This window comes from Microbulbifer maximicatervae (SeqCode) (assembly GCF_056231245.1).
The window spans coordinates 5,028,346-5,052,098 of the sequence record NZ_CP174334.1; the positions used below are offsets into that span (position 1 = coordinate 5,028,346).

A 23,753-nucleotide genomic window follows, 5' to 3' on the forward strand; every position below is an offset into this window, starting at 1 on the left:
GTTAGTGTACCCAGTGGTGTCGTTCCATCTTCTCCTGTACCGCTTCCGCCGTAGGAGCGGGCATAGCACTGATAGGCAGGCGTTCGTGGAAGAATGCCAAGCGTTCGCCAGCCCCTACTTCGTTCATGGTTTCCGCCTCAAACACACGGCCATTAATTACCGTGTAGGTAATGTTCTCTGACAGGCGCAGGTTATCCAAGGGGTTGCCGTCAACCACGATCAGGTCAGCCAGCTTACCAGCCTCAATGCTGCCGATATCACCGTCCATACCCAGGTAGCGGGCACCATCGATGGTACCGGCGCGGAAGGCTTCCCAGGGAGTAAAGCCGCCCTGCTCCATCATCCACATTTCCCAGTGGGCTCCAAGCCCTTCGCGCTGGCCGTGGGCGCCGATATGTACGGTGACACCTTCGTCGCGCAGCTGCTTGGCCTGACGGGCCACATTAAAGTGGTTGTAGTGGGCATCCGGCGCAGTGGGGCGACGGACAGAGCGGGGGTTAACGATAAAATCGGGGGTAAAGCGGGTCAGGCGCTCGTTCTTCCATACCTCCGTGCGGTCATACCAGTACTCCTCACCCCAGAGACCGCCGTAGGCCACGACGAAGGTCGGTGTATAACCCACTTGGGTTTGGCTCCACAGCTGCTCCACATCGCCGTAGACATTGGCGATCGGCAGTGAGTGCTCGATACCGGTGTGCCCGTCCACAATCATGTTCATATTGTGCTGGTACTTACCGCCGCCCTCGGGCACTACCATAATGCCGGCTTCGCGGGCTGCCTGCAGCACTTGCTGGCGCTGGTCGCGGCGGGGCTGGTTGTAGCTCTTCACCGAGATGGCGCCCATTTCCTTGAGGCGGTTCACGTGGAACTGAGCGTCCTCCAGGGAGTTGATCTTGGCTTTGTAGCCTGGACCTTTGGCGCCATAGAGGATGGTGCCGGTGGAGAAAATACGCGGCCCAGTAATCAGGCCGGCCTTTTGCATTTCAGCGGCGGAGAAGATCTCGCTGCTGTCATTGGAGGGGTCGTGAATAGTAGTCACTCCAAATGCCAGGCTGGAGAACAGGTTCCAGTTCTGCTGCGGGATAATTTCTTCGCGACCCTGAGCACCGTGGGCATGAGCGTCAATAAGCCCCGGTAAAACGGTTTTGCCGGTGATATCGATACGCTTCGCTTCCGTGGGAATCTCCACTTCCGCTGCGGGTCCCACGGCGACAATGCGGTTGCCCCGGAACAGAACCACACCATTGTCGATAATTTCACGGGTGTTTTCCGCATCGCGCATAGTGACAACCTTGCCGCCGGTGAGGGCAACGAGACCTGCGCGATTGTCGAAGGACTGTTCAAAGCTCAGGTCGATGCCTTCAGAAACTGGCTCTGGCAGTTCCTCCGGAGCGCCGGCGACAAATTCGAAGGCATCCTTCAGTTCACGCTCGAACAGTTTGGGGCCGTGTGCCCAGCCCAAAGTATCGCTATCGGCAGACCAATGCAGGTTTTCACCGGCGCGCTTGGATACCTGGGTGACTTTGACTGCTTTGCTATCGGGGCCGATAACCTCGGATTTGCCGGTATGCATAAAGGGCGCGACAAAGGCTTTGAAGTCCTGGGTGAAGGCAACCCACTTGCCGTCCGGAGACAGGCGGAAGGAAGTAATCTCAGCGCCGTGCAGGTGCTCGCGCTCATCCTTGCCTTCCAGGTTGGTGCTCTTCAGCACGCGCTTGCCGCCGTCAGCGTTTTGGTACTCGGAGAAGTAGATACGATCTTCGCTGGCGCCGAAATGAGGCTCATAGCCAGACTTCACGACCCGGCGTTGCCAGTCGCCGTCGGCGTCTGCCAGGTAAATGCCCGGTTCCAGGGAGTACTCGGGGCTGAGCAGATAGCCGCCGGTAAAGCGACGGTAGGCCACAGCGTCACCACTTGGAGAAAAGCTTGGTTCAACGTACAGGCCCGGCTGCTTGGTGATGTTTTTACCGCGACCGTTGCGAGCGGAAACTACCCTCACATGGCCCAGGTTTTGGTCGTCCCAAGAGACATAGGTGATCTCGCGACCATCGCGGGACCAGCTGGGATAGAACTCAAAGTGGTCGTCCTGGCGGGTCAGACGACGACGCTCACCACTGGCGACATCCTGAATATAAATCTTGCCCAATGCCTGGAAAGCGACCTGCTTGCCGTTGGGGGATTTCTGCGCCCAGCGAATCATCTTCACATCGAAGGTTTCCGGCGCTACGTCTACCGGGAAGCGCACCGCATCCGCTACCTGTTTCTCAACTTTCACATGGGCCGCAATCGGTGCGACGCTGTCGCCGTTGATGGAGATGCGCAGGAATTTACCGCCAGTCCAAACGACCAATGACTCACCATCGGGCATCCAGTCGTATTGAACGTAGTTGCCATGGGGCCCAAAGATTTCCTGCAGGTCGCGTTCGAGGCCGGAGTAAACCGGAGTTTCCAGTCCTGTGTCCAAATCTTTCAGGAACAGGGAGGTCTGGTTGTCCTGGCGGCGAATAAAGGCCAGTTTACTGCCATCCGGGGATGGTACAGGTGCCACTGCGCCACCGGGACCGGAGACAAAGGTCTCCTCTTCACCATCCTGGAGGTCATAGCGGTTGATGGCAAAAATTTCCTGGGTGGAGTTTTTGTTGTACTTCCACACGGTGCCGGGGGTGGTATCGATGGAGTAATAGACATAGCGTCCATCTGGAGAGAAAGCTGGATCGGCAATATTTTTCTGGGCGATATCGCCACCGATGCGCTCTTTCAGTTGGCGACCTTCACCCCCACCGTAGTGGTACATCCAGATTTCACCGGCGGGGATACTGCGGCCAGACATAAAGCCTTTACGCGCTACCAGGTACTGGCCATCGGGGCTCCAGTTGGGCGAGTGCAGCAAGTTTTCCTTTTCTGTCGTGAGCTGGCGAAGGTTGTCGCCATTGCGATCCATCAACCAGATGTTGTCGGCGCCGTCACGGTCGCTGATAAACACGATGGTCTTGCCATCCGGGCTGAAGCGCGGCTGCATATTCCAGGCGATTTCATTGGTCAGGGCTACCGCCTCGCCGCCTGCTACCGGCACTGTGTAGATATCGCCGAGCATATCGAACAGGATGGTTTTGCCATCTGGGCTGATATCCAGGTTGCTCCAGGTGGTCTCGCGGGTGTCGAACTGGATCGGTTTGAATTCGTAGGGTGGCTTGTTGATATCCCAGGATTGGGCTTCCGCCTTTTCTACTTCCTTTTCTTTGGTAGCTTCGAGAGCGCTTTCGGCTTCTGCCGCAGCACCCATCGGCAGGGTCAGTGCCAGGACAGCCAGAGCCAACAAATGGTGGCGCGGCTTGTTCTGCTTGGTGGTGTTCATTGAAATATCCCTCCGCCCGATTCTGTGTTTGGCGGCTATATTTGTTTTGTTGGGTTGAGTAACCGGTTGATTTCACAGGGGGTAAATTACCGGGATCAAAGCGGCGCAGCAATCTTAATGCGTTGAATACCAGGGCCCCGGGGCGAACTGTTGTTCGCTTGAGTAAACCGGGTCTAGTGGCCACAATGCACTCAAATTTTGTAGACGATTGGAATATCGACCCGTTATGACTATCGATGTTGTGATTTTGGCCGCTGGAAAAGGCACCCGCATGCACTCTGACCTGCCTAAAGTGCTGCATCCTATTGGCGGTATTCCCATGCTTGAGCGGGTAATTGATACCGCCATGTTGTTGGGAGAGGTACAGATTACCGTGGTAATCGGGCATGGCGCAGACCTGATACGTGACCGCTTTGCTGATCGTGGTGTCAGGTTTGTGGAGCAGGAACAGCAATTGGGTACCGGGCATGCCGTGGCCCAGGCGGTGCCCTATTTCCGCGAAGGAGCCACCGTTTTGGTGCTCTATGGTGATGTGCCTCTGGTCAGGGCCGGCAGTTTGCAATCACTGCTATCGGCAGCGGATCACGGACCTGCCCTGCTGTCAGTTGAAATGGCCAATCCCGCCGGTTACGGGCGTATTGTGAGGGATAACAGCGGCTGTGTGCAGTCGATCGTTGAGGAAAAGGATGCCGATGCGGATACCCTGGCTATCCGTGAGGTCAATACCGGCATTTTGGCGACTCCTGGAGCACTGTTGGCTCGCTGGTTACCGGAGTTGTCCTGTGACAATGCTCAAGGTGAATACTACCTGACCGATATTATCGGTCGTTCGGTCAGTGAGGGGATTCCTGTAACGGGAGTAATTGCCAGTGATCCGCTGGAAGTGGCGGGAGTAAATAGCCGTGCGCAGCAGGCACAGATGGAGCGCGCTTTGCAGCATAACCATGCGACCAGTCTTATGAATGCGGGGGTGACTTTATTGGACCCCATGCGTATAGATGTTCGCGGCAGCCTGGAGTGCGATACCGATGTCTCTATCGATATTAACTGCATTTTCGAAGGGACAGTTTCACTGGGTAAGGGGGTACAAATTGGACCTAATTGCCTGCTAAAAAACTGTCGCCTGGCAGATGGCACCAAGGTAGAGGCCAATTCCATTATCGAAGGCGCTGAGATTGGTGAGGCTTGTACTATTGGTCCCTTTGCACGTTTGCGTCCGGGCACAGAGCTGGCCACTGGTGCCAAGGTGGGTAACTTTGTCGAAACCAAAAAAGCCAAAATTGGTGAGGGCAGTAAGGTTAATCATCTCTCTTATGTCGGTGATGCCCTGGTGGGCGAAGCGGTCAATATCGGTGCTGGCACCATTACCTGTAATTACGACGGTGTGAACAAGTCCCTGACCGAGATCGGCGACAATGCCTTTATAGGTTCTAACACAGCTCTGGTAGCCCCAGTAACTGTGGGCGCCGGAGCCACAGTGGGTGCTGGCTCCACCATTACCCAGGCTGTGGGGAGCAAAGAGTTGGCGGTAGCGCGTAGCAAGCAGCGCAATATTAACGGCTGGCAGCGTCCGACCAAGAAAAGCTAAATAACCCTTACCGTAATTGGATTGCCCCTCGGAAACTATAATTCCGGCGGGCCTTCCCTCTCCACGCCTGTTGATAGCCACCCTATCCATTAAACTTGCGCTTCGGGAACAAAAGGAATGGCCCGATGCACAAGCCCAGATTACAGCTGCTTGCCAGTTTTGATATTGCTTCGCTGCAATATTTGGATGAACAGGGACAGACGACCCAAGCCCTACCGGAATTTGCCACCCCGGATACCCTGATTGCTTACTACCGCCAGATGACGTTGGCTCGTATGGTGGATGATCGCGCGGTAAAAATGCAGCGTACCGGTCAACTTGGCACCTATCCCTCCAGCCTCGGCCAGGAAGCTATTGGTGTTGGTCTCGCAGCCGCCATGGCCAAAGAGGATATCTACTGCCCCAATTACCGGGAGACAGGCGCTCTTCTGGAGCGGGGCGTCACTATTGAGGAGATCTACGCAATCTGGGGGGGCGATGAGCGGGGGCAGAACTTTCGCCATAGCCGCGAAGATTTGCCCTTGAGTGTGCCTATAGCCACCCAGATGTTGCACGGTGCCGGTGTAGCCTTTGCCCTGAAATATAAACATGAGCATTTCGGTGAACCCATGCGCGTCGCTGTTTCGACCGGCGGCGATGGATCTACTTCGCGGGGAGACTTTTACGAGGCGATAAACCTGGCTGGGGACTGGCACCTGCCTCTAGTGATCGTTATCAACAACAATCAATGGGCCATTTCCCTACCGCGAGATGAGCAAACTGCCTGTAAGACTCTGGCACAGAAGGCTATTGCCGCCGGCATACCCGGCTTGCAGGTAGACGGCAACGATGTGATTGCCGTTCGTGAGGCGGTGGGTGATGCCGTGGAGCGGGCGCGCAGTGGTGCTGGCCCAGCTCTGATCGAGGCGATTAGCTATCGCCTGTGTGACCACACCACCGCCGATGATGCCAGCCGCTACCAGCCCAAAAAAGATGTCAGTGAAGCCTGGTCCCGAGAGCCTTTGCGGCGCCTGCGATCCTACCTGGAAAACTGCGGTGCCTGGGATGATGCGCAGGAAGAAGAGATGCAACGGGAGCTGACACAGAAGCTGGAGAGAGCGGTCCACATCTACCGGGAAACCCCCAGAGATGCCGCCACAGCAATATTCGACCACCTCTATGCAAAGTTGCCGGAGCCTTTTCTGGAGCAGTATCAACAGTTGCAGGGAGATAGCTAATGGCTGAGATAACTTTGGTCGAGGCTGTCACCCAGGCTCTGGCTTACGAGATGCAAGCAGACCCGATGGTGGTTCTATTTGGTGAAGATGTTGGTCTGAACGGTGGCGTATTTCGCTCAACCGAGGGGTTACAGGCCAGGTTTGGCCGGGACCGGGTGATGGATACCCCCCTGGCCGAGACCATGATTGCCGGAATGGCTGTCGGTATGGCGGTGCAGGGCCTGCGACCGGTGGCTGAATTCCAGTTTATGGGTTTTATCTATCCCGGTCTCGATCAGATCCTCAGCCACGCCTCGCGCTATCGCAATCGCACTCGCGGCCGCCTCTCCTGTCCGATTGTCTATCGGGCCCCCTATGGAGGTGGAATCCATGCACCGGAGCATCACTCCGAGAGCACCGAGGCCCTGTTCGCCCATATTCCAGGTCTGCGCCTTGTGGTGCCCTCCTCTCCTGCACGGGCTTACGGTTTACTATTGGCGGCAATTAGAGACCCGGACCCGGTCATTTTCCTGGAGCCCAAACGTATTTACCGAGCCGTTCGCCAGGAAGTGCCCGACACTGGCGAGGCTCTGCCACTGGATCGCGCCTTTGTGTTGCGGGAGGGCCGCGATATAACGCTTATCGCTTGGGGCGCTTCCCTCAAAGAGACCCTGCAAGCCGCAGAGCAGCTCGCAGAGGAAGGGGTAGAGGCTGAGGTTATCGACCCGGCCACCCTGAAACCCCTGGATATCCACACGGTAATAGACTCCCTGGAGAAAACCGGGCGCTGTGTCGTTGTGCACGAGGCGGCCAGGTTCTGTGGCCTGGGTGCCGAGGTGATCGCACAGATTAATGAGTATGCCTTCGATCTTTTAAAGGCACCGGTACAGAGGGTGACCGGTTTCGATACAGTGATGCCCTACTATCAACTGGAGGATGAGTATCTACCCGGAGTGCCGCGTATTTTGTCGGCCGTACAGGAAGTGCTGGACTACGCCAACGGAGGGCCACAATGAAGACTTTTACCCTTCCGGATCTCGGTGAAGGTCTGCCCGATGCGGTAGTGCGGGAGTGGCATGTCAGAGAGGGAGATACCATAGCTGCCCATGAAACTCTGGTGACAGTGGAAACCGCTAAGGCCTTGGTGGAAGTGCCGGCTCCTTGGGGCGGCACTATTGAGAAGCTATTTGCGGCAGTGGATGAGACCGTGAATGTTGGCGATCCCCTGGTGGGATTTATGGCCGAGGGAGAAGTCGCAGATGAAAGCCCGCCCACTCAAGCTGAAGAATCGGAACAAGAGACTAGTCCTCGGGCCGACAGCGGTACGGTGGTGGGAAAAATAGAGCAAGGGCAAGGTGTATTGGGGGCTGAGCGGGGGCCGGAGGTGGGCTTAAAGCGCCTGGCCACCCCGAGAGTACGGGCCCTGGCCAGGCGTTTGGGGGTAGATTTACAGTCAATATCACCAGCGGGTGCACTGGTAACGGAAGCCCAGGTACTTACTGCGGTGGGGCCGGGAACAAAGCCCAAAACTGTGGCGAAGGGGCAGCATCCATCACCTGCCCGCGCTTCTGCCGTACAAACTACAGCCGTTGCACCCCAATTCGATTCTGAGTCCGAAGTCATGACGCCTGCACGTCGCGCAATGGGTTTGTCCATGAGCCGAGCGCGAGATGAGGTAAAGCAGATAACGCTGTGTGACGATGCGGATATTTCCAACTGGTGGGGTAGTGCTCCGGCGCTGCTGAGATTGATTCGTGCAGTACAGGAAGCTTGTGAGGCGGAACCTACCCTCAATGCCCTGTATCAGGATGAGAAGCTGGCGCCGCAGGGCAGTATCAATATTGGCTTAGCAGTGGATTCTCCACGAGGACTCTATGTGCCGGTACTCAGGGATGTCGCCCAGCGTACTGATGAAGATCTGCTCCAGCAGGTGGCGGACTTTAAGCACCAGGCCCGCGAGACCGGAATCGCCCAGCGAGACCTTCAGGGGGCAAGCATACTTCTCTCCAACTTCGGCTCCATAGCCGGTCGCTATGCCACCCCAGTAGTCATGCCGCCCACTGTTGCCATTGTCGGTGCCGGGAGGGTGTGCCAGGGAGTTGTGGTGGTCAATCGATGGCCGGCACTTCGCCCCTTACTCCCTCTCTCTATCAGTGCCGATCACCGGGCCGTTACCGGTGGAGAGTTGGCGCGCTTTCTTCAGACAATGTTGGAAACTTTGTCCCTCTAACAGCCTGAGTGAGTCCTATACCGGTATTTAATCAGTTGAGTAATGGTTATTGATAAAAGTTGTGGGAACTTTAGTTTCGTTTTGCTATCTTTAAGTTTCGAAATGAAACTTATCTGCCTATGTCCAAACGCAACACCCAACAGCGCCGCCACGGTATTCTCCACTTGCTAAATGAAGTAGGAGAGACCAGTGTCGAGCAATTGGCGCGGCAGTTCGGAACTTCGGAAGTTACGATTCGAAAGGATCTGACGGCAATGGAAAATCACGGCTTGTTGCTGCGCCGCCACGGTGGTGCTATCCCGGTGCCGAGGGAGTTGGTCAATGAAGAAGGGCCCTCTGGGAGTAAGCGGGCCATTGGTCGAGCCGCTGCTGAGCTGATACCGGATCACCACCGAATTGTGATCGATTACGGTCGCACCACGGCGGCAATGATTCCTGAGCTTGAAAGCAAGCGCGGCCTAGTGGTGATGACTAACTCGCTGCATGTGGCCAATGCACTGCGCGAACTTGAAAACGAACCGACGCTGTTGATGACCGGAGGCACCTGGGACCCACACTTTGAGGCCTTCCAGGGGCAGGTTGCAGAACAGGTACTGAGAGGATACGACTTCGATCGCGCTTTTATTGGTGCCGATGGAATCGATTTGCAACGCGGCACCTGTACATTTAATGAACAAATTGGCCTCTCCCGCGTAATGGCGGAAGTTGCGCGGGAAGTGGTTGTACTGGCGGAGTCCAGTAAAGTGGGGAAGCGGATTCCCAATCTGGAATTGTCCTGGGAGCAGGTCGATATCTTGGTAACTGATGATGGCCTGGCGGACGCCGTGGGCCAAAAACTGGAGCAGCTGGGTATCCAGCTCATTTGTGCCGCTGAAGACAGGAGCAGAGGCGCTCAGCCTGAAATGTTAATGGGCGGCGAGACTCCCGGGTTAATGAGGAAATAATTATGTGCGGAATCGTAGGTGCGCTGGCACAGCGCAATGTGACGGGGATTCTTCTGGAAGGGCTGCGCCGTTTGGAGTATCGCGGTTACGACTCAGCCGGAGTCTGCTTAAGCAGTGGAGATGGCCAGCTGCAATTGCGCAAAAGCCTGGGCAAGGTCGCAGATTTGGAAGCCAAATTAAGTGAGGAAAGCGCCGAGGGCCATATTGGCATTGCCCATACCCGTTGGGCTACTCACGGTGTTCCCTCCGATGAAAATGCCCATCCCCATCTGTCAGGCCATATCGCTCTGGTTCACAACGGCATTATCGAAAACCATCAGGAATTGCGTTCAGAGCTTCAGGGAAAAGGTTATGAGTTTGAGTCTGAAACCGATACTGAAGTTGTGGTTCACCTTATTCACTCATTAAGTTCTGAGGGCCGCAGCCTGGTCGACTCTGTGACTGAAGCCACGCATATACTGGAAGGTGCCTACGCCCTCGCGGTGGTTAGTCATGAAGAGCCGGAAGTTTTGGCCTGTGCCCGCTCTGGTAGTCCGCTGGTCCTTGGAGTGGGTATTGAAGAGAACTTTATTGCCTCTGATCCTATGGCCCTGCGCCAGGTGACTGATCGCTTTATATTCCTCGAAGAGGGCGATGTGGCGGAAGTGCGTCGCGGTGGCATCGCAGTTCGAGACAAGTTGGGAGAGGAAGTCAGTCGCCCGGTGCACAAGTTGACCGGCGGTCATGAAGCTACCGATAAAGGGCGCTACCGCCACTTTATGCAGAAAGAGATTTTCGAGCAGCCCCAGGTGGTCGCAGCCACTCTGGCGGGCCGTATCGGTGAGCGCTCAGTGTTGGCCCAGGCCCTTGGTGCCCGCGCCCAGGAGATTTTGCCCAAGGTGCAGCAGGTACAGATAGTAGCCTGTGGCACCAGTTACCATGCGGGAATGGTAGCCCGCTATTGGCTGGAGGACTGGGCCGGTATTCCCTGCTCGGTGGAAGTGGCCAGTGAACTGCGCTACCGCAAGAAAGTGGTGCGCCCGGGAACCCTGTTTGTGAGTATTTCCCAATCCGGGGAAACGGCTGATACCCTCGCCGCCCTGCGCCAGGGCAAGGACCTGGGCTACCTGGCCTCCATGACCATCTGCAATGTGCCCAACAGCTCATTGGTGCGAGAGTCTGAGCTATCGCTAATGACTGAGGCGGGCCCTGAGATTGGTGTGGCCTCGACCAAGGCCTTTACGACCCAATTGGTAGCATTACAACTGTTCTGTATCGCCCTCTCCAAGGTCAACGGCCTGTCGGCGGAGCGTGAAGCTGAGCTGGTCAGCGCCTTGCACCAGTTACCTGAGCTAATGGAGAGTTTTACCGGTCTGGATAAGGTGGTTAAAAACACCAGCAAGGCCTTTGCAGAGAAGAACCACGCGCTTTTCTTGGGGCGTGGTGTCGAATTCCCCATTGCTCTGGAGGGCGCTCTAAAGCTGAAGGAAATTTCCTATATCCACGCGGAGGCCTATCCCGCCGGCGAATTGAAGCATGGCCCCCTGGCACTGGTGGACGGCGATATGCCCGTGGTTGTCGTTGCCCCCAATGATGAGCTGCTGGAAAAACTCAAATCCAATTTGCAGGAAGTGCGTGCACGGGGTGGGCAACTGTTTGTTTTCGCCAGCCCCAAGGCCGGATTTACCAGTGAAGAAGGTATTACCGTGGTGGAAGTTCCAGATTCCCCAGAGAGTCTGGCGCCGATTCTCTACACCGTGCCGCTGCAGCTATTGAGTTACCATGTGGCGTTGCTGAAAGGTACTGATGTGGATCAACCCAGAAACCTGGCTAAATCAGTCACGGTTGAATAACTGTTCACCTGCCGCAAAAGGTTTATGCACAAGCGAGTAAAGCTGTGTGAATTTACTACCTCTGATAGCGTCACCCTGCGCTATCTAGAGGCCGGCAGCGGCCCCATATTATTGATGCTACACGGCTGGTCCCAGGGGGCGGTGTTGTATAAACATCAGCTCACTGGGCTCAGCGATCAGTTTCGTGTGATCGCGCTGGATATGCGTGGTCATGGTCAGTCTGACAAGCCCAATCATGGCTATCGAATTTCCCGCCTCGCCAAGGACTTGCAAGAGCTGATCTCAAGTCTGCAACAGGAACCCCTTCATTTACTCGGCCACTCCGCCGGCTGCTCGGTGATATGGAGCTACCTGGAAATGTTTGGTGGGGATAGGGTCAGTGCACTAGTGCTAATTGATGAACCCCCCTGTCTACTGGCAGATCCCGCCTGGAGTGAAGCGGAGCGATTGGCCGCTGGAGGCATACTGACCCCGGAGAGCCTCTTCCAGTTTGTGGATAACTTGGTTGGAAAAAAAGGTGCTGAGGCCACCCGCCAAATTCTTATGTCTATGGTCACGCCTTTAATGGGGAAAACCCAACGGGATGAGCTGGTTGCGGTTAACCTGCAGTGTCCCCGTCGCTGGGCTGCAAAGCTTTTTGTGGATAACATAACAAAGGACTGGCGGGATTTTATCCCCAGGATTGATAAGCCGACGCTAGTGGCTTTCGGTCGTGCCAGTCCACACCCGATAGAGTGCCAGCAGTGGATTCACCAGCAAGTTGCGGGTTCCAGGCTTGAGATCTTTGATGTGGCGGAAGGAGGAAGCCATTTCCTGTTTCTGGAAGCAGCGCAAAGATTTAATGCCTTGGTGAGTAAATTTCTTCTCAAGTTTTCCACAGATAGCCATTTCCCCGTGCCCTAGTTCAGCTTTGTGGATAACTGTGGATAGAGTTATCCATAGTTACTGGAATTTAAAAAAATAATTGAAACAGCTTCTGCGAGAAGGCAGTTTTTCCTGTGGATATTCCTTTTTAAGATACCTTCACACCCGTTACCCCATTGGAAAAGGATAAAATTGATGATGAAGGCCGTCGGTTATCAACAGTCTCTGCCAAGCAGTGATAAAGAAGCGCTACAGGATATAACCCTCCCCATACCGCAAGTCTCCGGCCGGGATCTGCTGGTAGAAGTACAGGCCGTTTCGGTTAACCCGGTAGATACTAAAGTGAGGCAGCGGGCTAGCCCGGACACCGGTCAGTGGAAGGTACTTGGCTGGGATGCTGTGGGCATAGTGAAGGCGGTAGGCCCGGAAGCGGGACTCTTTAAGGTTGGCGATCGGGTTTGGTATGCGGGCGATATCTCCCGTTCGGGCAGCAATGCCCAGTACCAGCTGGTGGATGAGAGAATCGTTGGTACTGCCCCCAAGACGGTTGGCTGTGCCGAGGCGGCGGCGCTGCCTCTCACTGCGATTACCGCTTGGGAAATGCTATTTGACCGCCTGCAAGTTGCGGTGGGTAAAGGGGCAAACAACAAGTCACTGCTGATCATTGGTGCCGCTGGTGGCGTGGGTTCGATCATGGTCCAGTTGGCCCGTCGTCTGACCAATTTGACTGTGATAGGCACTGCCTCCCGCCCCGAAACCAAAAGCTGGCTTGAAGAGCTTGGAAGCCACCATGTGATCAATCATCGGCAGTCTCTTAGTGAACAGTTAAGTCGCGAGGGTATCGATGGCGTCGACTATGTTGTTAGCCTCACTAATACCGAAGAGCACTTGGCGGAAATTATCAAAAGTATCAGACCTCAAGGCAAGTTTGGTTTGATTGACGACCCCACCTCCTTGGATGTTGTGGCACTGAAGCAGAAGAGTCTGTCCCTGCACTGGGAGTTTATGTTTACTCGCGCGCTGTTTTCTACCGAGGATATGGTTGCCCAGCATGTTCTGTTGAATGAACTTGCGGAATTAATTGACCAGGGATTAATTAAAACCACTATGGGGCAGAATTTTGGGAAAATAAATGCAAATAACCTTTTAAAAGCACATCAGCTTATCGAATCCCAGGCTGCAAAAGGAAAGATAGTCCTGGAAGGTTTTTGATAGAGTAAACTCTCTCCTACTCAGAGTCATATCTATGACATCTGGGTGGGAATTTACTTTGAGTAAACAGTCCTAATTATTCAGTAAAAGAAACTAAGTGCAAGATACTAAATTTTCATTATTTGGCAGTAAATTTTTGCTTATATTTCTACCGCGCGAAAATAAACTGATAGAAAAGACATCAAAGTCACTTTTATATTTTTCCGCATTAAGCAGTCACCATTTTATTAAGTTATTAATCCTCGCATAGAAAATAAAAGTCATGCTATAACCATGCCTCGGCATTTTCCAAAGATGAGAGGGCCGCTAGGTGGCTACAACAGAAAAAAATAAAACAAAAACCGGTATTGATGCTGCTGTTATGAATGGCGACATCAATATGTTGCTTGGCGAGCCAACCCAGCCGCCAGAACAAGTTCGTGAAGAGCGTAAGAGGAAGCTGACGGCGGCTTTTCGGCTGTTTGGAAAATTTGGTTTTGATGAAGGCGTAGCCGGTCATATCACTGTCCGTGACCCAGAATATGACGATCATTTTTGGGTCAACCCCATGGGGGTTTCCTTTAAACAGATGACGATGTCACAACTGTTGCTGGTCAATCATCAAGGAGAGGTGGTTGAGGGGGATGGTTACCTTAATGGCGCAGCCTTTACTATTCATTCTCACATCCATAAAACCCGCCCGGATGTGGTAGCCGCTGCGCACGCTCATTCCCTTTATGGGAAAAGTTGGTCTACTCTCGGGCGCCTTCTGGATCCCATTACCCAGGATGCTTGTGCCTTTTATCAGGACCACGGTTTGTTGGATACTTTTTCCGGCGTGGTATTGGAAATGGGAGAAGGTGCGGCCCTTGCTAAAGCCTTGGGTAACCACAAAGCACTGATATTGCAGAATCACGGCTTACTGACGGTGGGTAAATCCGTTGATGAAGCTGCCTGGTGGTATATCACTATGGAAAAAAGCTGCCAGGCTCAGTTACTGGCGGAAGCAGCTGGGCAGCCTATTTTGATCGATCCAGAGGTGGCAATACGAACCCGGGCGGTTGTGGGAACTGAACTGGCGGGATTATTTAGCTTTCAGCCTCTTTACAATGTAATTGCAAAAGAACAGCCGGATATGTTTGAGTAAAGAAACTCCAAAAACTCTGCCAAATTTGCAGAGTAATTTTTTGGAGCGCTGCAAAGCGCCGGCACTTTTTCTCAGAATTTATTCCCTGTTTTCTATTCTAGCATAAACTTCCTGATATTGAGTGAGCAGCAATAGTTGCTCGATAGAGATCTATTTCAATAAGGCGTCACAGGGAACTGTAGCGAGTAATGCACTATCTGGTTATTGCGCTGGTGCTGTTGTTAGTTGTGGCCATTACCCTGGTTATTGCGCGCCTGTTGCCTTTACCTATTCCACTGCCTCTATTGCAAATTGCTGCGGGAGCAATACTGGGTAGCTTTTTGGGAATAGAAATACCCCTCGAGCCAGAAATTTTTTTCCTGCTGTTTGTTCCGCCCTTATTGTTTATTGCCGGTTGGCGAATACCGAAAGGCGCCCTGTTTCGTGATATCGGTGCCATTGTTACCTTGGCTATTGGCTTGGTGCTTTTTACCGTTGTGGGTATGGGATATTTTATTTCCTGGTTGGTGCCTGTCATGCCACTGGCGGTGGCTTTTGCAGTAGCGGCAATTTTGGCACCGACCGATCCCGTGGCGGTATCGGTGGTCCACGGTGGAACTTCTATGCCACCACGGCTGGAGCATATCCTCGCCGGAGAGTCCCTGTTTAATGATGCCTCGGGATTGGATATTTTCCGTTTTGCAGTGATTGCTGCCCTCACGGGGACCTTTTCATTTCCCCACGCACTGGCTGGTTTTTTCTGGGTCGCTATCGGCGGTGTGGTTATTGGTGCTGGAGCGGCATTTGCCTGTGGATATATTTTGCGTCTGCTGGTCAGAATTGGCGGTGAGGACACTACTGTACAAGTTCTAGTGAGCTTATTAGTGCCCTTTGCGGCATATATCGCCGCCCATACTTTACAGGTATCGGGTATTTTGGCGGCTGCCAGTGCTGGAATTGCGACTCACTATACCACCTTACACGGCGCGGAAATGTCGACTACACGGATGGACCGCCGTGCAGTATGGAAAACAGTACAAGCAGTTCTTGACGGTATTATTTTTGTTTTGTTGGGAGAGCAATTGGTTCGAATTACCGGAGCGGATTTCTCCGGCGCGCGCCACACTGGTGACTTAACAATTATTTTTTATGTCCTGGCAATATTTGTTGTACTACTTCTCCTGAGATTTGTGTGGGTATGGGTCTCCCTATATCTCTCACGTTTTGGGCAGAAAGTAGAATCTTTTGGTACCCATTTTTTATTGGTTAGCGTGTTGACCATCGCCGGGGTAAGAGGGGCGATTACATTGGCGGGAGCCTTTTCCCTTCCCCTCGCTATGACAGATGGAAAGCCGTTGCCCGGTCGTGATTTAGCCCTGATTATTGCAATGGGCGTTATCTTACTCTCCTTATTGCTGGCAAGTTTTTTATTGCCTGTTCTACTGCGCCGTTTACCCGAAGCCCCCAATTTTGCCGCTATCGGTGATGAAAAAGGTGCGCGAATATCTGCTGCCACAGCGGCAGTGAATCAGCTGATGAATATGCGTCATGATATTGATCGAGGTGAAAAAGATCGCGATCTCGCTTTTGAGGCGGTGGATCACCTTTTAGCTATTTATCGGCGGCGCATAACCCTAGGAGAAGATGAAAGCGAGGATATTATCTGGATGCGTTCCAGGGTTGAGCGTCATTATCACCTTGCCGCACTTTCTGCTGAGCGCGAACAACTGTTGGAATTGCGTGTCTCCAGGAAGATTGATGATGAACTCCACCGCAAATTGGTTTTGGAGGTTGATCTGGTAGAGGCGAGCTTAATTAACAAAGAATAAATTTTCTCTTGTAATAGACACGCTTAAATTGGTGAAAACTTGATATGGAGTTTGTAGAGCTGTGTTCAGTTAATGGGGTTTCCCTTTTTCAGAAAAGAAAAATAGACAGTCCCCAGCGCGAGCCCCTGGGTAATTACTCAATCCCCTATCCCGCCAAGCAGGTGCAGTTCCGGGAGTTTAGTGAGGGACAGCGTTTTGATTGGCACTGTGCCCCGCAGGCGCAGTTTATTCTTTATCTTGAAGGCAGGGTGAAGCTCACAACCAGCTCCGGTGAACAATATACCTTTGCTCCCGGAGATATCTTATTAGCCAATGATTTACACGGAGAGGGGCATATCAGCGAGAGTCTGAGTCCGGGCAGGGCTGCCATTGTCGTGCTTAATGACAGCCCCTGGGACCAATAACCGGCTTACTGTTTTTCCATCTCGGGCTTGGCTTCTTCCCAGTAGTGATCCAGATGCAGGTCCTTATCGCGGCGGTCTTGTTGTAACGCCTGTAAAAGCTGCTCGCGATAGATTCGGCTTTGCGCAATATGCTGGGACTCATCGCGCCAGTAGGGGAAAAGTGCCTCCAGCATACGTTGGTCGTGCTGCTTGAATTTCAAGGCGGCGCGGCGCGCCTGTATGGGACTGAGTCCCAATAGTTCCAGCGCCTTTTCGCCGATGGTCAGGGCCGAGTCCACAGTCTCGCGGAAGATATAGCGGACCCCGGCTTCCATCAAAGCATATTGGTGCATACGGTTGCGGGCCCGGGCGAGGATGGTCACATTGGGGAAGTGTTTTTGCAGCTGGGCCACAATTTCCAAACAGGCGGCCTGGTCGCTCAAGGTCAGGATAACCAGCTTTGCATTTTGGGCTCCGGCGGCGCGCAGCAGATCCTCTCGCGAGGCATCCCCGTAGTAAGCCTTGATACCATAGCGGCGCACCAGATCCAGTTGTTCTGCATTGCGTTCGAGTAAAGTGGTATTGAAACCGCAGGCATTTAGAAGTCGCCCGGCGATCTGCCCGAAGCGCCCGTAGCCAATAATGATTACCGGTGAGCCGGAATCCACAGGCGGTGATGTATCTATGTTGGCGGGAACCTCTGGGCCGGTGACAAACCGCGGCTGGATAAACTGTTCGTAGATCAGCAGCAGCACTGGTGTCAGGGCCATGGTCAGAGCAATTTGAGCTACTAACAGATTGCCGATGTCCGCACTCAGGACCTGAAGCTGGGTAGAGAACGCTACCAATACAAAACCGAATTCACCGGCTTGCGCCAATGACAGAGCGAACAACCAATCCTCGCCCTTTGACATTCGCAAGGTGCGCGCCAGGGCAAACAGCACGGTAAATTTTACCAGCACCAACGCCAATGCTAATCCGATTAGCACCAGCGGGTTGTCCGCGATCAGGGAGAAATTCAGGCTGGCACCCACGGCGATAAAGAAGAGACCCAACAGCAGGCCCTTAAAAGGCTGTATATCCGCTTCCAGCTCATGGCGGAACTCGCTCTCGGCCAGCAGTACCCCGGCGAGGAAAGTACCCAGTGCCGGCGATAGGTCCAGCCAGGTCATTACCGCAGCTGCGGCAAATACGATCAGTAGCGCGCTTACGGTAAACAGTTCGCGAACTTGGCTGCCTGCCATTAGACGCAGCAAGGGACCGAGCAGGTAACGTCCGGCGAAAATAAAAGCCAGCATGGTGCCGATAACCGCCGATGCGTAATACCAACCACTCAAGCCACTTTCATGGGGGCTGGCAGCGGTACCTGCCAGCAGTGGCAATAGCGCGAGGATGGGAATAACAGCGATATCCTGGAACAAAAGTACCGCAAATGCAGCGCGCCCGCCCTGGCTTTTCAACAGGCCCTTTTCACTGAGGGATTGCAATACGATCGCAGTTGAGGATAGTGCCAGGATCAGCCCGATAGCCACCGAAGAGCGCCAATCCATCTCGGAAAAGGCGAGAACCAACCCAGCGATGGCCGCAGCGGAAAACAGTAGTTGGGCACTACCGGTGCCTAGGATAGCACCGCGCATTTTCCACAACTTCCTCGGCTGCAGTTCCAGGCCGATCAGGAACAGCATGAGTGCAACACCAAACTCGGCAACGTGCATTTCATCGCTGGCATCGCCGACCAGGCCTAGGGCACTTGGGCCAATGGCCACACCGGCGAGTAAGTAACCGAGGACTGAGCCCAGGCCCAGGCGGGTGGCAATGGGTACCGCAATCACTGCAGCAGCCATGAAAATTACTGCCTCAATAAGGAAGCCGGAGTGTTCCATTTAATCGTTATCGCTATTTGGCTGTCGGTTGCTGGGGCTCGTCGCGTTCGGGCTCAGAAAACTCCCGGCTGCGACGAATCAATGGCGCTATGGTAGAGCCCTGTACGACGATAGAAAAGAGCACCACTCCATAGGTCATGACCACCCACAGGTAGCGAAGGTCCTGTCCCTGGACGAAGGCACTGCCGGCGGGAATAGACATCGCCAGCGCCAATGCCAGACCACCTTTCAGCCCTCCCCAGATCAAAATCCGGTTGGTATAGGGGTGGTACTTGCGACGACTTTTTAAATACAGGAAGGGGATGCCGACAGCGAAAACCCGGGCGGTGAGAACAATGACAATGCCCACTGCCATCAGCAGGTAGTCGGAGGGGCGCAGGTCGATAGTAATCAGGAACAGGCCCACCAGCAGGAAGAGCAAACCGTTGAGGAAATCTTCGGTGATGCTCCAGAAATTATCCAACTCGTGTTGGCTCACCCGGGAAAAGCCGCGCTCGCGGGTAAAGTTGCCAATAATAATGCCACTCACCACCATTGCCAGGGCGCCGGAGACTCCGAGTACATTGGCCAGGGAAAAACCGGCGGTGGGAATAACCATGGTTAGCATCAATTCCAGGCTGTGATCATTGGTACAACAAATAGCCCAGTGGAAAACGCCACCAATGATCAGTCCCAGCAATATGCCCCCCAGTGCCTCGATGGCGAATAGCTCAGCCACTGCCGGTACCGTAGGTTGGCCGCCTTCGAAAGCGAGTGCGTAAATCACCGCGAAGATCACGATACCGAAGCCATCGTTGAACAGGGACTCACCTTCCACCTGAATGGAAACCTGCTCCGGGGCCTTCAGGTTTTTCATAATTGCCAGTACGGCGATAGGGTCGGTGGGAGAGATCAATGCACCAAATAACAGGCAGTAAACAAAAGCCACCGGCATATTGATCAGCATCAGGAACCAGTAAAGAAGGGCCCCGACCACAAAGGTGGAAATGAGGGTACCGACAATGGCGAGAAGACCGATCTCCAGTTTCTGGTTGCGCAGCTCCAACAGATCGATATGCAAACTGCCGGCAAAAAGCAGAAACCCGAGCATTCCCTTGAGCAGAATATCCTCAAGGTTGAGCAGCGGCAGAAGCTGATCTGCCCAGGTGCGCAACTCCACCACCCCCAACTTGCCCAGGGCGGTGACCAATAGTGATAGGGCCAGGGCACCGGCGGTAATAGCGATTGTGGTTTGGGCGCGCAATACGTATTGGTTCAAGAAGCCCAGAAAAACTGATACGGCGGCAAGAAAACAAAAGGTGTAATAAACTTCCATGCCGTGTGTGGACTCCAGCGCTGAAATATTCTCGGATGGTTTAATGCCATTTTGGGGAGCGCCCCGGTGGCAATTTATATGATGGTGAGTGTGCCGTTATTGTAGTCGTGCAGAGGCTGCTCGATTTCCCTTGGAGTGGATCTAGGGCAACAGGATTACACCGGGGCGGACCGCGCAGGCACAAGCGGCCAACTCCCTTTTATATGGGCGCGCAATTGTAGCGGCTCTAGGGCGCCACACAACTGCATTTTTCAGTTTTGCGCTCAAACGGATCGACTTCCCCTACCCACTAAAATTCATTAATGCTTTAGCTTTTTAAACATTACTTCATTACTTTCTAACTGCCAATTAGTAGATTCCTACTGACTATTGAAAATAAAAAGGATGATTGTCACGCCAATCTAGTGGTTTTTATCCCTCTTGAGTAAAGGCAGCTACCGACTATCTCATGAATTTTCACGACAGTGTCTACACTGGTAGATAGTCCATACCCATAAATGCGCAATTGAGGAAGTAGTAGTGAAGCATTCGATGTTGTGCGACACCTCAAAGCTGATCGGTCGGGTGCTGATGTCGCTGATCTTTATATTTGCCGGCTGGAATAAAATTGGCGGCTACGAAATGACAGAGGCCTTTATGGTTTCCATGGGGATACCCGGCTTCATTTTGCCCCTGGTCATCGTTATAGAGTTGGTGGGAGGACTCGCGGTGTTACTGGGGATATTCACCCGGATTTCTGCTTTTGTCCTTTTCCTGTTCTGTCTCGCTTCGGCCTTCCTGGTACACCTGTCCCCTGGTGATGCAACAGAAATGACCAGCTTTATGAAAAATATCACGATTGCCGGTGGTTTCCTGATTCTGACCTGTGCCGGTGCCGGTCGCTTTAGCCTGGACCATTGGATACGCGGTAAGTAGATTTCAGCAACAGTTGTAGAGAGGAATTCAAGCCAGTTTCAGTCGAGCTTCAGTGGGGAGAAATTAGCCGGGCCTATACTGCCTGGATATAGGTAATGACTCAACAGGATTACCATGAAGCTTTTTTATGCACCGGGTGTTTGCTCTCTATCGCCTCATATTGTCGCTTGTGAAGCAGGGATCAATCTGGGCCTGCAAAAGGTCAATCTAAAAACCCACGAGCTGGAAAACGGCGACGACTTTACAAGGATTAGTCCTAAAGGGTACGTGCCGGCACTGCAACTGGAAGGCGGAGAAGTACTGACAGAAGGTCCGGCAATCGTCCAGTTTTTGGCGGAGCAAAAGCCCGACGCGCAACTGGTGCCACCAGTGGGCACCCTAGCCCATTACCGGCTTCTCGAATGGCTCAACTTCCTCAGTGCTGAAGTCCACAAGCTATTCAAACCACTGTTTTGGCATGGTACAGAAGAAGAACAGGAGGATTCCCGGGTTAGGCTTATCCGCTGGTTTGACTATATCGAAGGACAGCTTGATAAAGACTACTTAATGGGAGACGGTTTCACGGTTGCCGATGCCTACCTGTATGTTCTCTCTCGCTGGCTGAAACATCAGCAGTTTGATATGCCCCGGTGGCCCCGGCTTCAAGCATTCCAAAAGAGAATGGAAGAAAGGCCCGCAGTGCAGAGGGCGCTTCAGGAGGAAAGTTTAGAGCCGGTGTAAAGAGCTGCCATTAACGCGGGGTAAAGCGCCGGGTCGCAGGGATATCGGACTCGATCGGTTGGCGAACCTTCGCGACAAATAGTGCAGAGAGTAGTGCCACAAAAGCACAGCCCGCCATAGACCCTGCAATAGGTGTCAGGGTCCCGGTGTGCAGGCTGCTCGCCATTCCACCCAGTATCCCCCCGGTAATAAACAGAGCGGCGCCGTATAGCGCGTTGGCACTACCGCTGATTTTGGGGAAGAACTCCAAATAACAGGCGGCGGCATTGGGGCCGGTAATACCGATACAGCTCATCACCAGTACCAGGGGAATCATCCACAGGGTCAGTTCTTTGACACCTGTCATAGTTCCCAGCAGCAGCAGGCCGCAACCCAATAGCTGCAACACAATACCCGCCAGCAGGATATTGCGCGGCTCAAAAAAGTTCAGTAAGCGGATATTCACCTGAACCATGCAAATTAGCCCGAGCACGCAGATACCAAAAAACAGTGGGAACTGATTCGCGCTAACACCGAAGTAATCCATAAACACAAAGGGCGCGGTGGTGATGTAGATAAACATCGAACCGCTGACACAGGCCTGTGCAATCAGGAACCCAATAGCGCGGGGATTGCGCAAAACCTGGCCGTAGCTGCCCACGAGAGACTTCAGCGGCATCATCTGGCGGCGTGCGCGGGTAAAGCGGGAGACAGTCTCCGGTAGCAGCAGCTGTACTAGAACGAGCATTGCAAGAGCGTACAGTAACAAAAAGACGAAAATACTTTGCCAGCCGCCAACGGCTAGTAGTGCAGAGCCGATCACCGGGGCGATCAGCGGTGCAATCAGCATGATGGTGCTAATCAGGGAAATAATTTTTGCTGCCTCACGGCCACTGTGTAGGTCGCGCACAATTGCAGCACATATTACTGTGGCAAAGCCGCCGCCAACTGCCTGGCAGAAGCGCAGGATAATCAGTTGGTCTACATGGTCGGTAAACAGGACTAACAGGGAGCTGGCTATATAGATACTGAGGCCGATGGTTCCTACAAGGCGCCGTCCCCAGCGATCTGATAATGGTCCGCCAAATAGTTGTCCGAGGGCAAAGCCCAGCAGAAAACTGGACACGGAGTACTGCATCCGCTCGACTTCTGTATCCAGGGCCGCCGCCATCGCCGGAATGGCCGGCAGGTAGCTGTCGATGGAAAAAGGTGTCAGAGAAACGAGTGCGGCCAGCCACACCACTAGCCAGCGCGGGGCTTTCTCGTCTGGGTTAGAAGCGATGGGTGTCATTATGTTGCTCAGGTACAGCCTGGAAGGATCTTCCCGGCAAAGCCCAATTGGCGGGAAATGGCTTTGGTAGAAACGGGCGGGCACATTGTCCCTTGCCCGCTTTGGATATCAGGGAGTTTAGTGCTTGTCTTCCCGCAATGTGTACAGTCCCTGTTTCAGTTTCAACAGGTGCTCCTGTAGCTGAGGACCTTTGCGCTGGGCTACGCCGATAGCGAGAACATCGATTACCACCAGGTGGGCGATGCGCGAGGACAGCGGCGTATAGATCTCAATATCCTCTTCCACATCCACTTCCAGTGGGATGCTGGCTTGCTGTGCTACCGGCGAGCCGCTGGGTGCCAAACCAACCACCAGAGCGCCCTGCTCTTTTGCCATGCTCATGGAGCGAAGTAACGCCTTGGTGCGACCGCTCTGGGAGATAGCTACTACTACATCCCCCGCTTGCATGGACATGGCCGACATATTCTGGATGTGGTGGTCCGAGTGAGCAGCGGTGGCCAACTGTAGGCGGAAGAACTTGTGCTGGGCATCGGCGGCGACGGCACCGGAGGCACCAAAACCGAAGAATTCCACCCGCTTGGAAGCGGCCATCGCAGTGACAGCGGCCTCGAGGGCACGGTCGTCAATTCTATCGCGGACTTTCAGCAGGGTATCCACCGTGGAGTCGAAAACCTTGCGCTTGTACTCGGCAATGGTATCCGTTTCCGTAACCGCAATCTGGCCGAAGCTGGGGCTGGAAGCCAGCTGCTGCGCCAGGTTCAGCTTGAACTCCTGGAATCCGGAGCAGCCCACGGCGCGGCAAAAGCGCACCACGGTCGGTTCACTAACCTGGGCTTCAGTGGCCAGGTCGACGATGCGCATATGAATGATTTCATCGGGGTTGGCGAGAATATACTCCGCCACCTTGCGCTCTGATTTGCGCATGGATGACAGTTGTTCACTGATTCGTTGCGTTACTTCCGCCGGTTTCACAGGACTTCCTTCTCTATGCCAGATGGCGCAGTTTAGCCGCTGTGCCCTCTGCTGGCGAGCGACATCACATTACATTGTCAGGCGGGACAAAATCCTGTTTATTTACACAGGTCTTGTGCATCAGCTCTGGTACAATCTTC

The 23,753-nt window shown here is 53.7% G+C and carries 18 protein-coding genes; 13 read left to right on the forward strand and 5 right to left on the reverse strand.

Annotated features, from left to right (window positions below):
* Window position 1: 1 nt before the first annotated feature.
* A complete protein-coding gene (locus ACJJIS_RS21980) occupies window positions 2-3,355 on the reverse strand; it encodes an amidohydrolase family protein (protein ID WP_475709090.1) in 3,354 nt (1,117 codons plus the stop codon).
* A 226-nt stretch (window positions 3,356-3,581) separates the two neighbouring features.
* Between ACJJIS_RS21980 and glmU the strand changes: the two genes are divergently transcribed.
* From glmU to ACJJIS_RS22035, 11 genes are all read left to right on the forward strand, one after another.
* Window positions 3,582-4,943, forward strand: coding sequence for a bifunctional UDP-N-acetylglucosamine diphosphorylase/glucosamine-1-phosphate N-acetyltransferase GlmU (gene glmU, locus ACJJIS_RS21985; protein WP_413663859.1), 1,362 nt, complete (start codon window positions 3,582-3,584; stop codon window positions 4,941-4,943).
* Between the two features lie 125 nt (window positions 4,944-5,068).
* A complete protein-coding gene (pdhA, locus tag ACJJIS_RS21990) occupies window positions 5,069-6,160 on the forward strand; it encodes a pyruvate dehydrogenase (acetyl-transferring) E1 component subunit alpha (protein ID WP_444906817.1) in 1,092 nt (363 codons plus the stop codon).
* Window positions 6,160-7,155 carry an alpha-ketoacid dehydrogenase subunit beta gene (locus ACJJIS_RS21995; RefSeq protein WP_444892407.1) on the forward strand — a complete coding sequence of 332 codons (996 nt, stop codon included), beginning with the start codon at window positions 6,160-6,162 and terminating at the stop codon, window positions 7,153-7,155. The genes pdhA and ACJJIS_RS21995 overlap by 1 nt, the downstream gene beginning before the upstream one ends.
* The gene (locus ACJJIS_RS22000; RefSeq protein ID WP_444934522.1) at window positions 7,152-8,369 is read left to right on the forward strand and encodes a dihydrolipoamide acetyltransferase family protein; all 1,218 of its coding nucleotides are present in this window, start codon (window positions 7,152-7,154) and stop codon (window positions 8,367-8,369) included. The genes ACJJIS_RS21995 and ACJJIS_RS22000 overlap by 4 nt, the downstream gene beginning before the upstream one ends.
* A 119-nt stretch (window positions 8,370-8,488) precedes the next feature.
* Window positions 8,489-9,313, forward strand: a complete 825-nt coding sequence (locus ACJJIS_RS22005) for a DeoR/GlpR family DNA-binding transcription regulator (RefSeq protein ID WP_444895631.1) — start codon at window positions 8,489-8,491, stop codon at window positions 9,311-9,313.
* Between the two features lie 2 nt (window positions 9,314-9,315).
* The gene (glmS, locus tag ACJJIS_RS22010) at window positions 9,316-11,145 is read left to right on the forward strand and encodes a glutamine--fructose-6-phosphate transaminase (isomerizing) (protein ID WP_444906821.1); all 1,830 of its coding nucleotides are present in this window, start codon (window positions 9,316-9,318) and stop codon (window positions 11,143-11,145) included.
* A 24-nt stretch (window positions 11,146-11,169) separates the two neighbouring features.
* The gene (locus ACJJIS_RS22015; RefSeq protein WP_475709091.1) at window positions 11,170-12,048 is read left to right on the forward strand and encodes an alpha/beta fold hydrolase; all 879 of its coding nucleotides are present in this window, start codon (window positions 11,170-11,172) and stop codon (window positions 12,046-12,048) included.
* Window positions 12,049-12,204: 156 nt separating this feature from the next.
* Window positions 12,205-13,221 (forward strand): zinc-binding alcohol dehydrogenase family protein, encoded by a 1,017-nt coding sequence (locus ACJJIS_RS22020; RefSeq protein ID WP_475709092.1) that lies wholly within the window; start codon window positions 12,205-12,207, stop codon window positions 13,219-13,221.
* A gap of 310 nt (window positions 13,222-13,531) precedes the next feature.
* Window positions 13,532-14,347 (forward strand): class II aldolase/adducin family protein, encoded by an 816-nt coding sequence (locus ACJJIS_RS22025; RefSeq protein WP_413663852.1) that lies wholly within the window; start codon window positions 13,532-13,534, stop codon window positions 14,345-14,347.
* A gap of 188 nt (window positions 14,348-14,535) precedes the next feature.
* Entirely contained in the window at window positions 14,536-16,155 is a 1,620-nt protein-coding gene (locus tag ACJJIS_RS22030; RefSeq protein WP_413663851.1) for a Na+/H+ antiporter, read from the forward strand.
* A gap of 44 nt (window positions 16,156-16,199) precedes the next feature.
* The gene (locus ACJJIS_RS22035) at window positions 16,200-16,559 is read left to right on the forward strand and encodes an AraC family ligand binding domain-containing protein (protein ID WP_475709093.1); all 360 of its coding nucleotides are present in this window, start codon (window positions 16,200-16,202) and stop codon (window positions 16,557-16,559) included.
* Window positions 16,560-16,564: 5 nt separating this feature from the next.
* Here ACJJIS_RS22035 and ACJJIS_RS22040 read toward each other — a convergent pair whose 3' ends face one another.
* Together ACJJIS_RS22040 and ACJJIS_RS22045 are read right to left on the reverse strand one after the other, a co-directional pair.
* Window positions 16,565-18,421: a monovalent cation:proton antiporter-2 (CPA2) family protein gene (locus ACJJIS_RS22040; RefSeq protein WP_475709094.1), complete on the reverse strand. Its 1,857-nt coding sequence runs from the start codon at window positions 18,419-18,421 to the stop codon at window positions 16,565-16,567.
* A 13-nt stretch (window positions 18,422-18,434) separates the two neighbouring features.
* Window positions 18,435-19,736, reverse strand: coding sequence for a cation:proton antiporter (locus tag ACJJIS_RS22045; RefSeq protein ID WP_282930598.1), 1,302 nt, complete (start codon window positions 19,734-19,736; stop codon window positions 18,435-18,437).
* A gap of 519 nt (window positions 19,737-20,255) precedes the next feature.
* On the opposite strand from ACJJIS_RS22045, the gene ACJJIS_RS22050 reads away from it, so the two are divergent.
* Together ACJJIS_RS22050 and gstA are read left to right on the forward strand one after the other, a co-directional pair.
* Complete coding sequence (locus ACJJIS_RS22050; protein WP_413663848.1) at window positions 20,256-20,651, forward strand: DoxX family protein; 396 nt, start codon at window positions 20,256-20,258, stop codon at window positions 20,649-20,651.
* A 114-nt stretch (window positions 20,652-20,765) separates the two neighbouring features.
* Window positions 20,766-21,371, forward strand: coding sequence for a glutathione transferase GstA (gene gstA / locus ACJJIS_RS22055; protein ID WP_444934516.1), 606 nt, complete (start codon window positions 20,766-20,768; stop codon window positions 21,369-21,371).
* A gap of 10 nt (window positions 21,372-21,381) precedes the next feature.
* Here gstA and ACJJIS_RS22060 read toward each other — a convergent pair whose 3' ends face one another.
* Window positions 21,382-22,641, reverse strand: coding sequence for a multidrug effflux MFS transporter (locus tag ACJJIS_RS22060; RefSeq protein ID WP_475709095.1), 1,260 nt, complete (start codon window positions 22,639-22,641; stop codon window positions 21,382-21,384).
* A gap of 117 nt (window positions 22,642-22,758) precedes the next feature.
* Window positions 22,759-23,613, reverse strand: a complete 855-nt coding sequence (gene hexR / locus ACJJIS_RS22065; RefSeq protein WP_282930602.1) for a transcriptional regulator HexR — start codon at window positions 23,611-23,613, stop codon at window positions 22,759-22,761.
* Window positions 23,614-23,753: the final 140 nt, after the last annotated feature.

What these genes read in the sequence shown, in the direction of transcription:
- ACJJIS_RS22040 (WP_475709094.1), bottom strand. Translation starts at nt 18,421, where the DNA reads ATGGAACACTCCGGCTTCCTTATTGAGGCAGTAATTTTCATGGCTGCT.
- ACJJIS_RS22030 (WP_413663851.1), top strand. Translation starts at nt 14,536, where the DNA reads ATGCACTATCTGGTTATTGCGCTGGTGCTGTTGTTAGTTGTGGCCATT.
- ACJJIS_RS22045 (WP_282930598.1), bottom strand. Translation starts at nt 19,736, where the DNA reads ATGGAAGTTTATTACACCTTTTGTTTTCTTGCCGCCGTATCAGTTTTT.
- glmS (WP_444906821.1), top strand. Translation starts at nt 9,316, where the DNA reads ATGTGCGGAATCGTAGGTGCGCTGGCACAGCGCAATGTGACGGGGATT.
- ACJJIS_RS22035 (WP_475709093.1), top strand. Translation starts at nt 16,200, where the DNA reads ATGGAGTTTGTAGAGCTGTGTTCAGTTAATGGGGTTTCCCTTTTTCAG.
- pdhA (WP_444906817.1), top strand. Translation starts at nt 5,069, where the DNA reads ATGCACAAGCCCAGATTACAGCTGCTTGCCAGTTTTGATATTGCTTCG.
- ACJJIS_RS21980 (WP_475709090.1), bottom strand. Translation starts at nt 3,355, where the DNA reads ATGAACACCACCAAGCAGAACAAGCCGCGCCACCATTTGTTGGCTCTG.
- ACJJIS_RS22015 (WP_475709091.1), top strand. Translation starts at nt 11,170, where the DNA reads ATGCACAAGCGAGTAAAGCTGTGTGAATTTACTACCTCTGATAGCGTC.
- glmU (WP_413663859.1), top strand. Translation starts at nt 3,582, where the DNA reads ATGACTATCGATGTTGTGATTTTGGCCGCTGGAAAAGGCACCCGCATG.
- ACJJIS_RS21995 (WP_444892407.1), top strand. Translation starts at nt 6,160, where the DNA reads ATGGCTGAGATAACTTTGGTCGAGGCTGTCACCCAGGCTCTGGCTTAC.
- ACJJIS_RS22000 (WP_444934522.1), top strand. Translation starts at nt 7,152, where the DNA reads ATGAAGACTTTTACCCTTCCGGATCTCGGTGAAGGTCTGCCCGATGCG.
- ACJJIS_RS22005 (WP_444895631.1), top strand. Translation starts at nt 8,489, where the DNA reads ATGTCCAAACGCAACACCCAACAGCGCCGCCACGGTATTCTCCACTTG.
- ACJJIS_RS22060 (WP_475709095.1), bottom strand. Translation starts at nt 22,641, where the DNA reads ATGACACCCATCGCTTCTAACCCAGACGAGAAAGCCCCGCGCTGGCTA.
- gstA (WP_444934516.1), top strand. Translation starts at nt 20,766, where the DNA reads ATGAAGCTTTTTTATGCACCGGGTGTTTGCTCTCTATCGCCTCATATT.
- ACJJIS_RS22020 (WP_475709092.1), top strand. Translation starts at nt 12,205, where the DNA reads ATGATGAAGGCCGTCGGTTATCAACAGTCTCTGCCAAGCAGTGATAAA.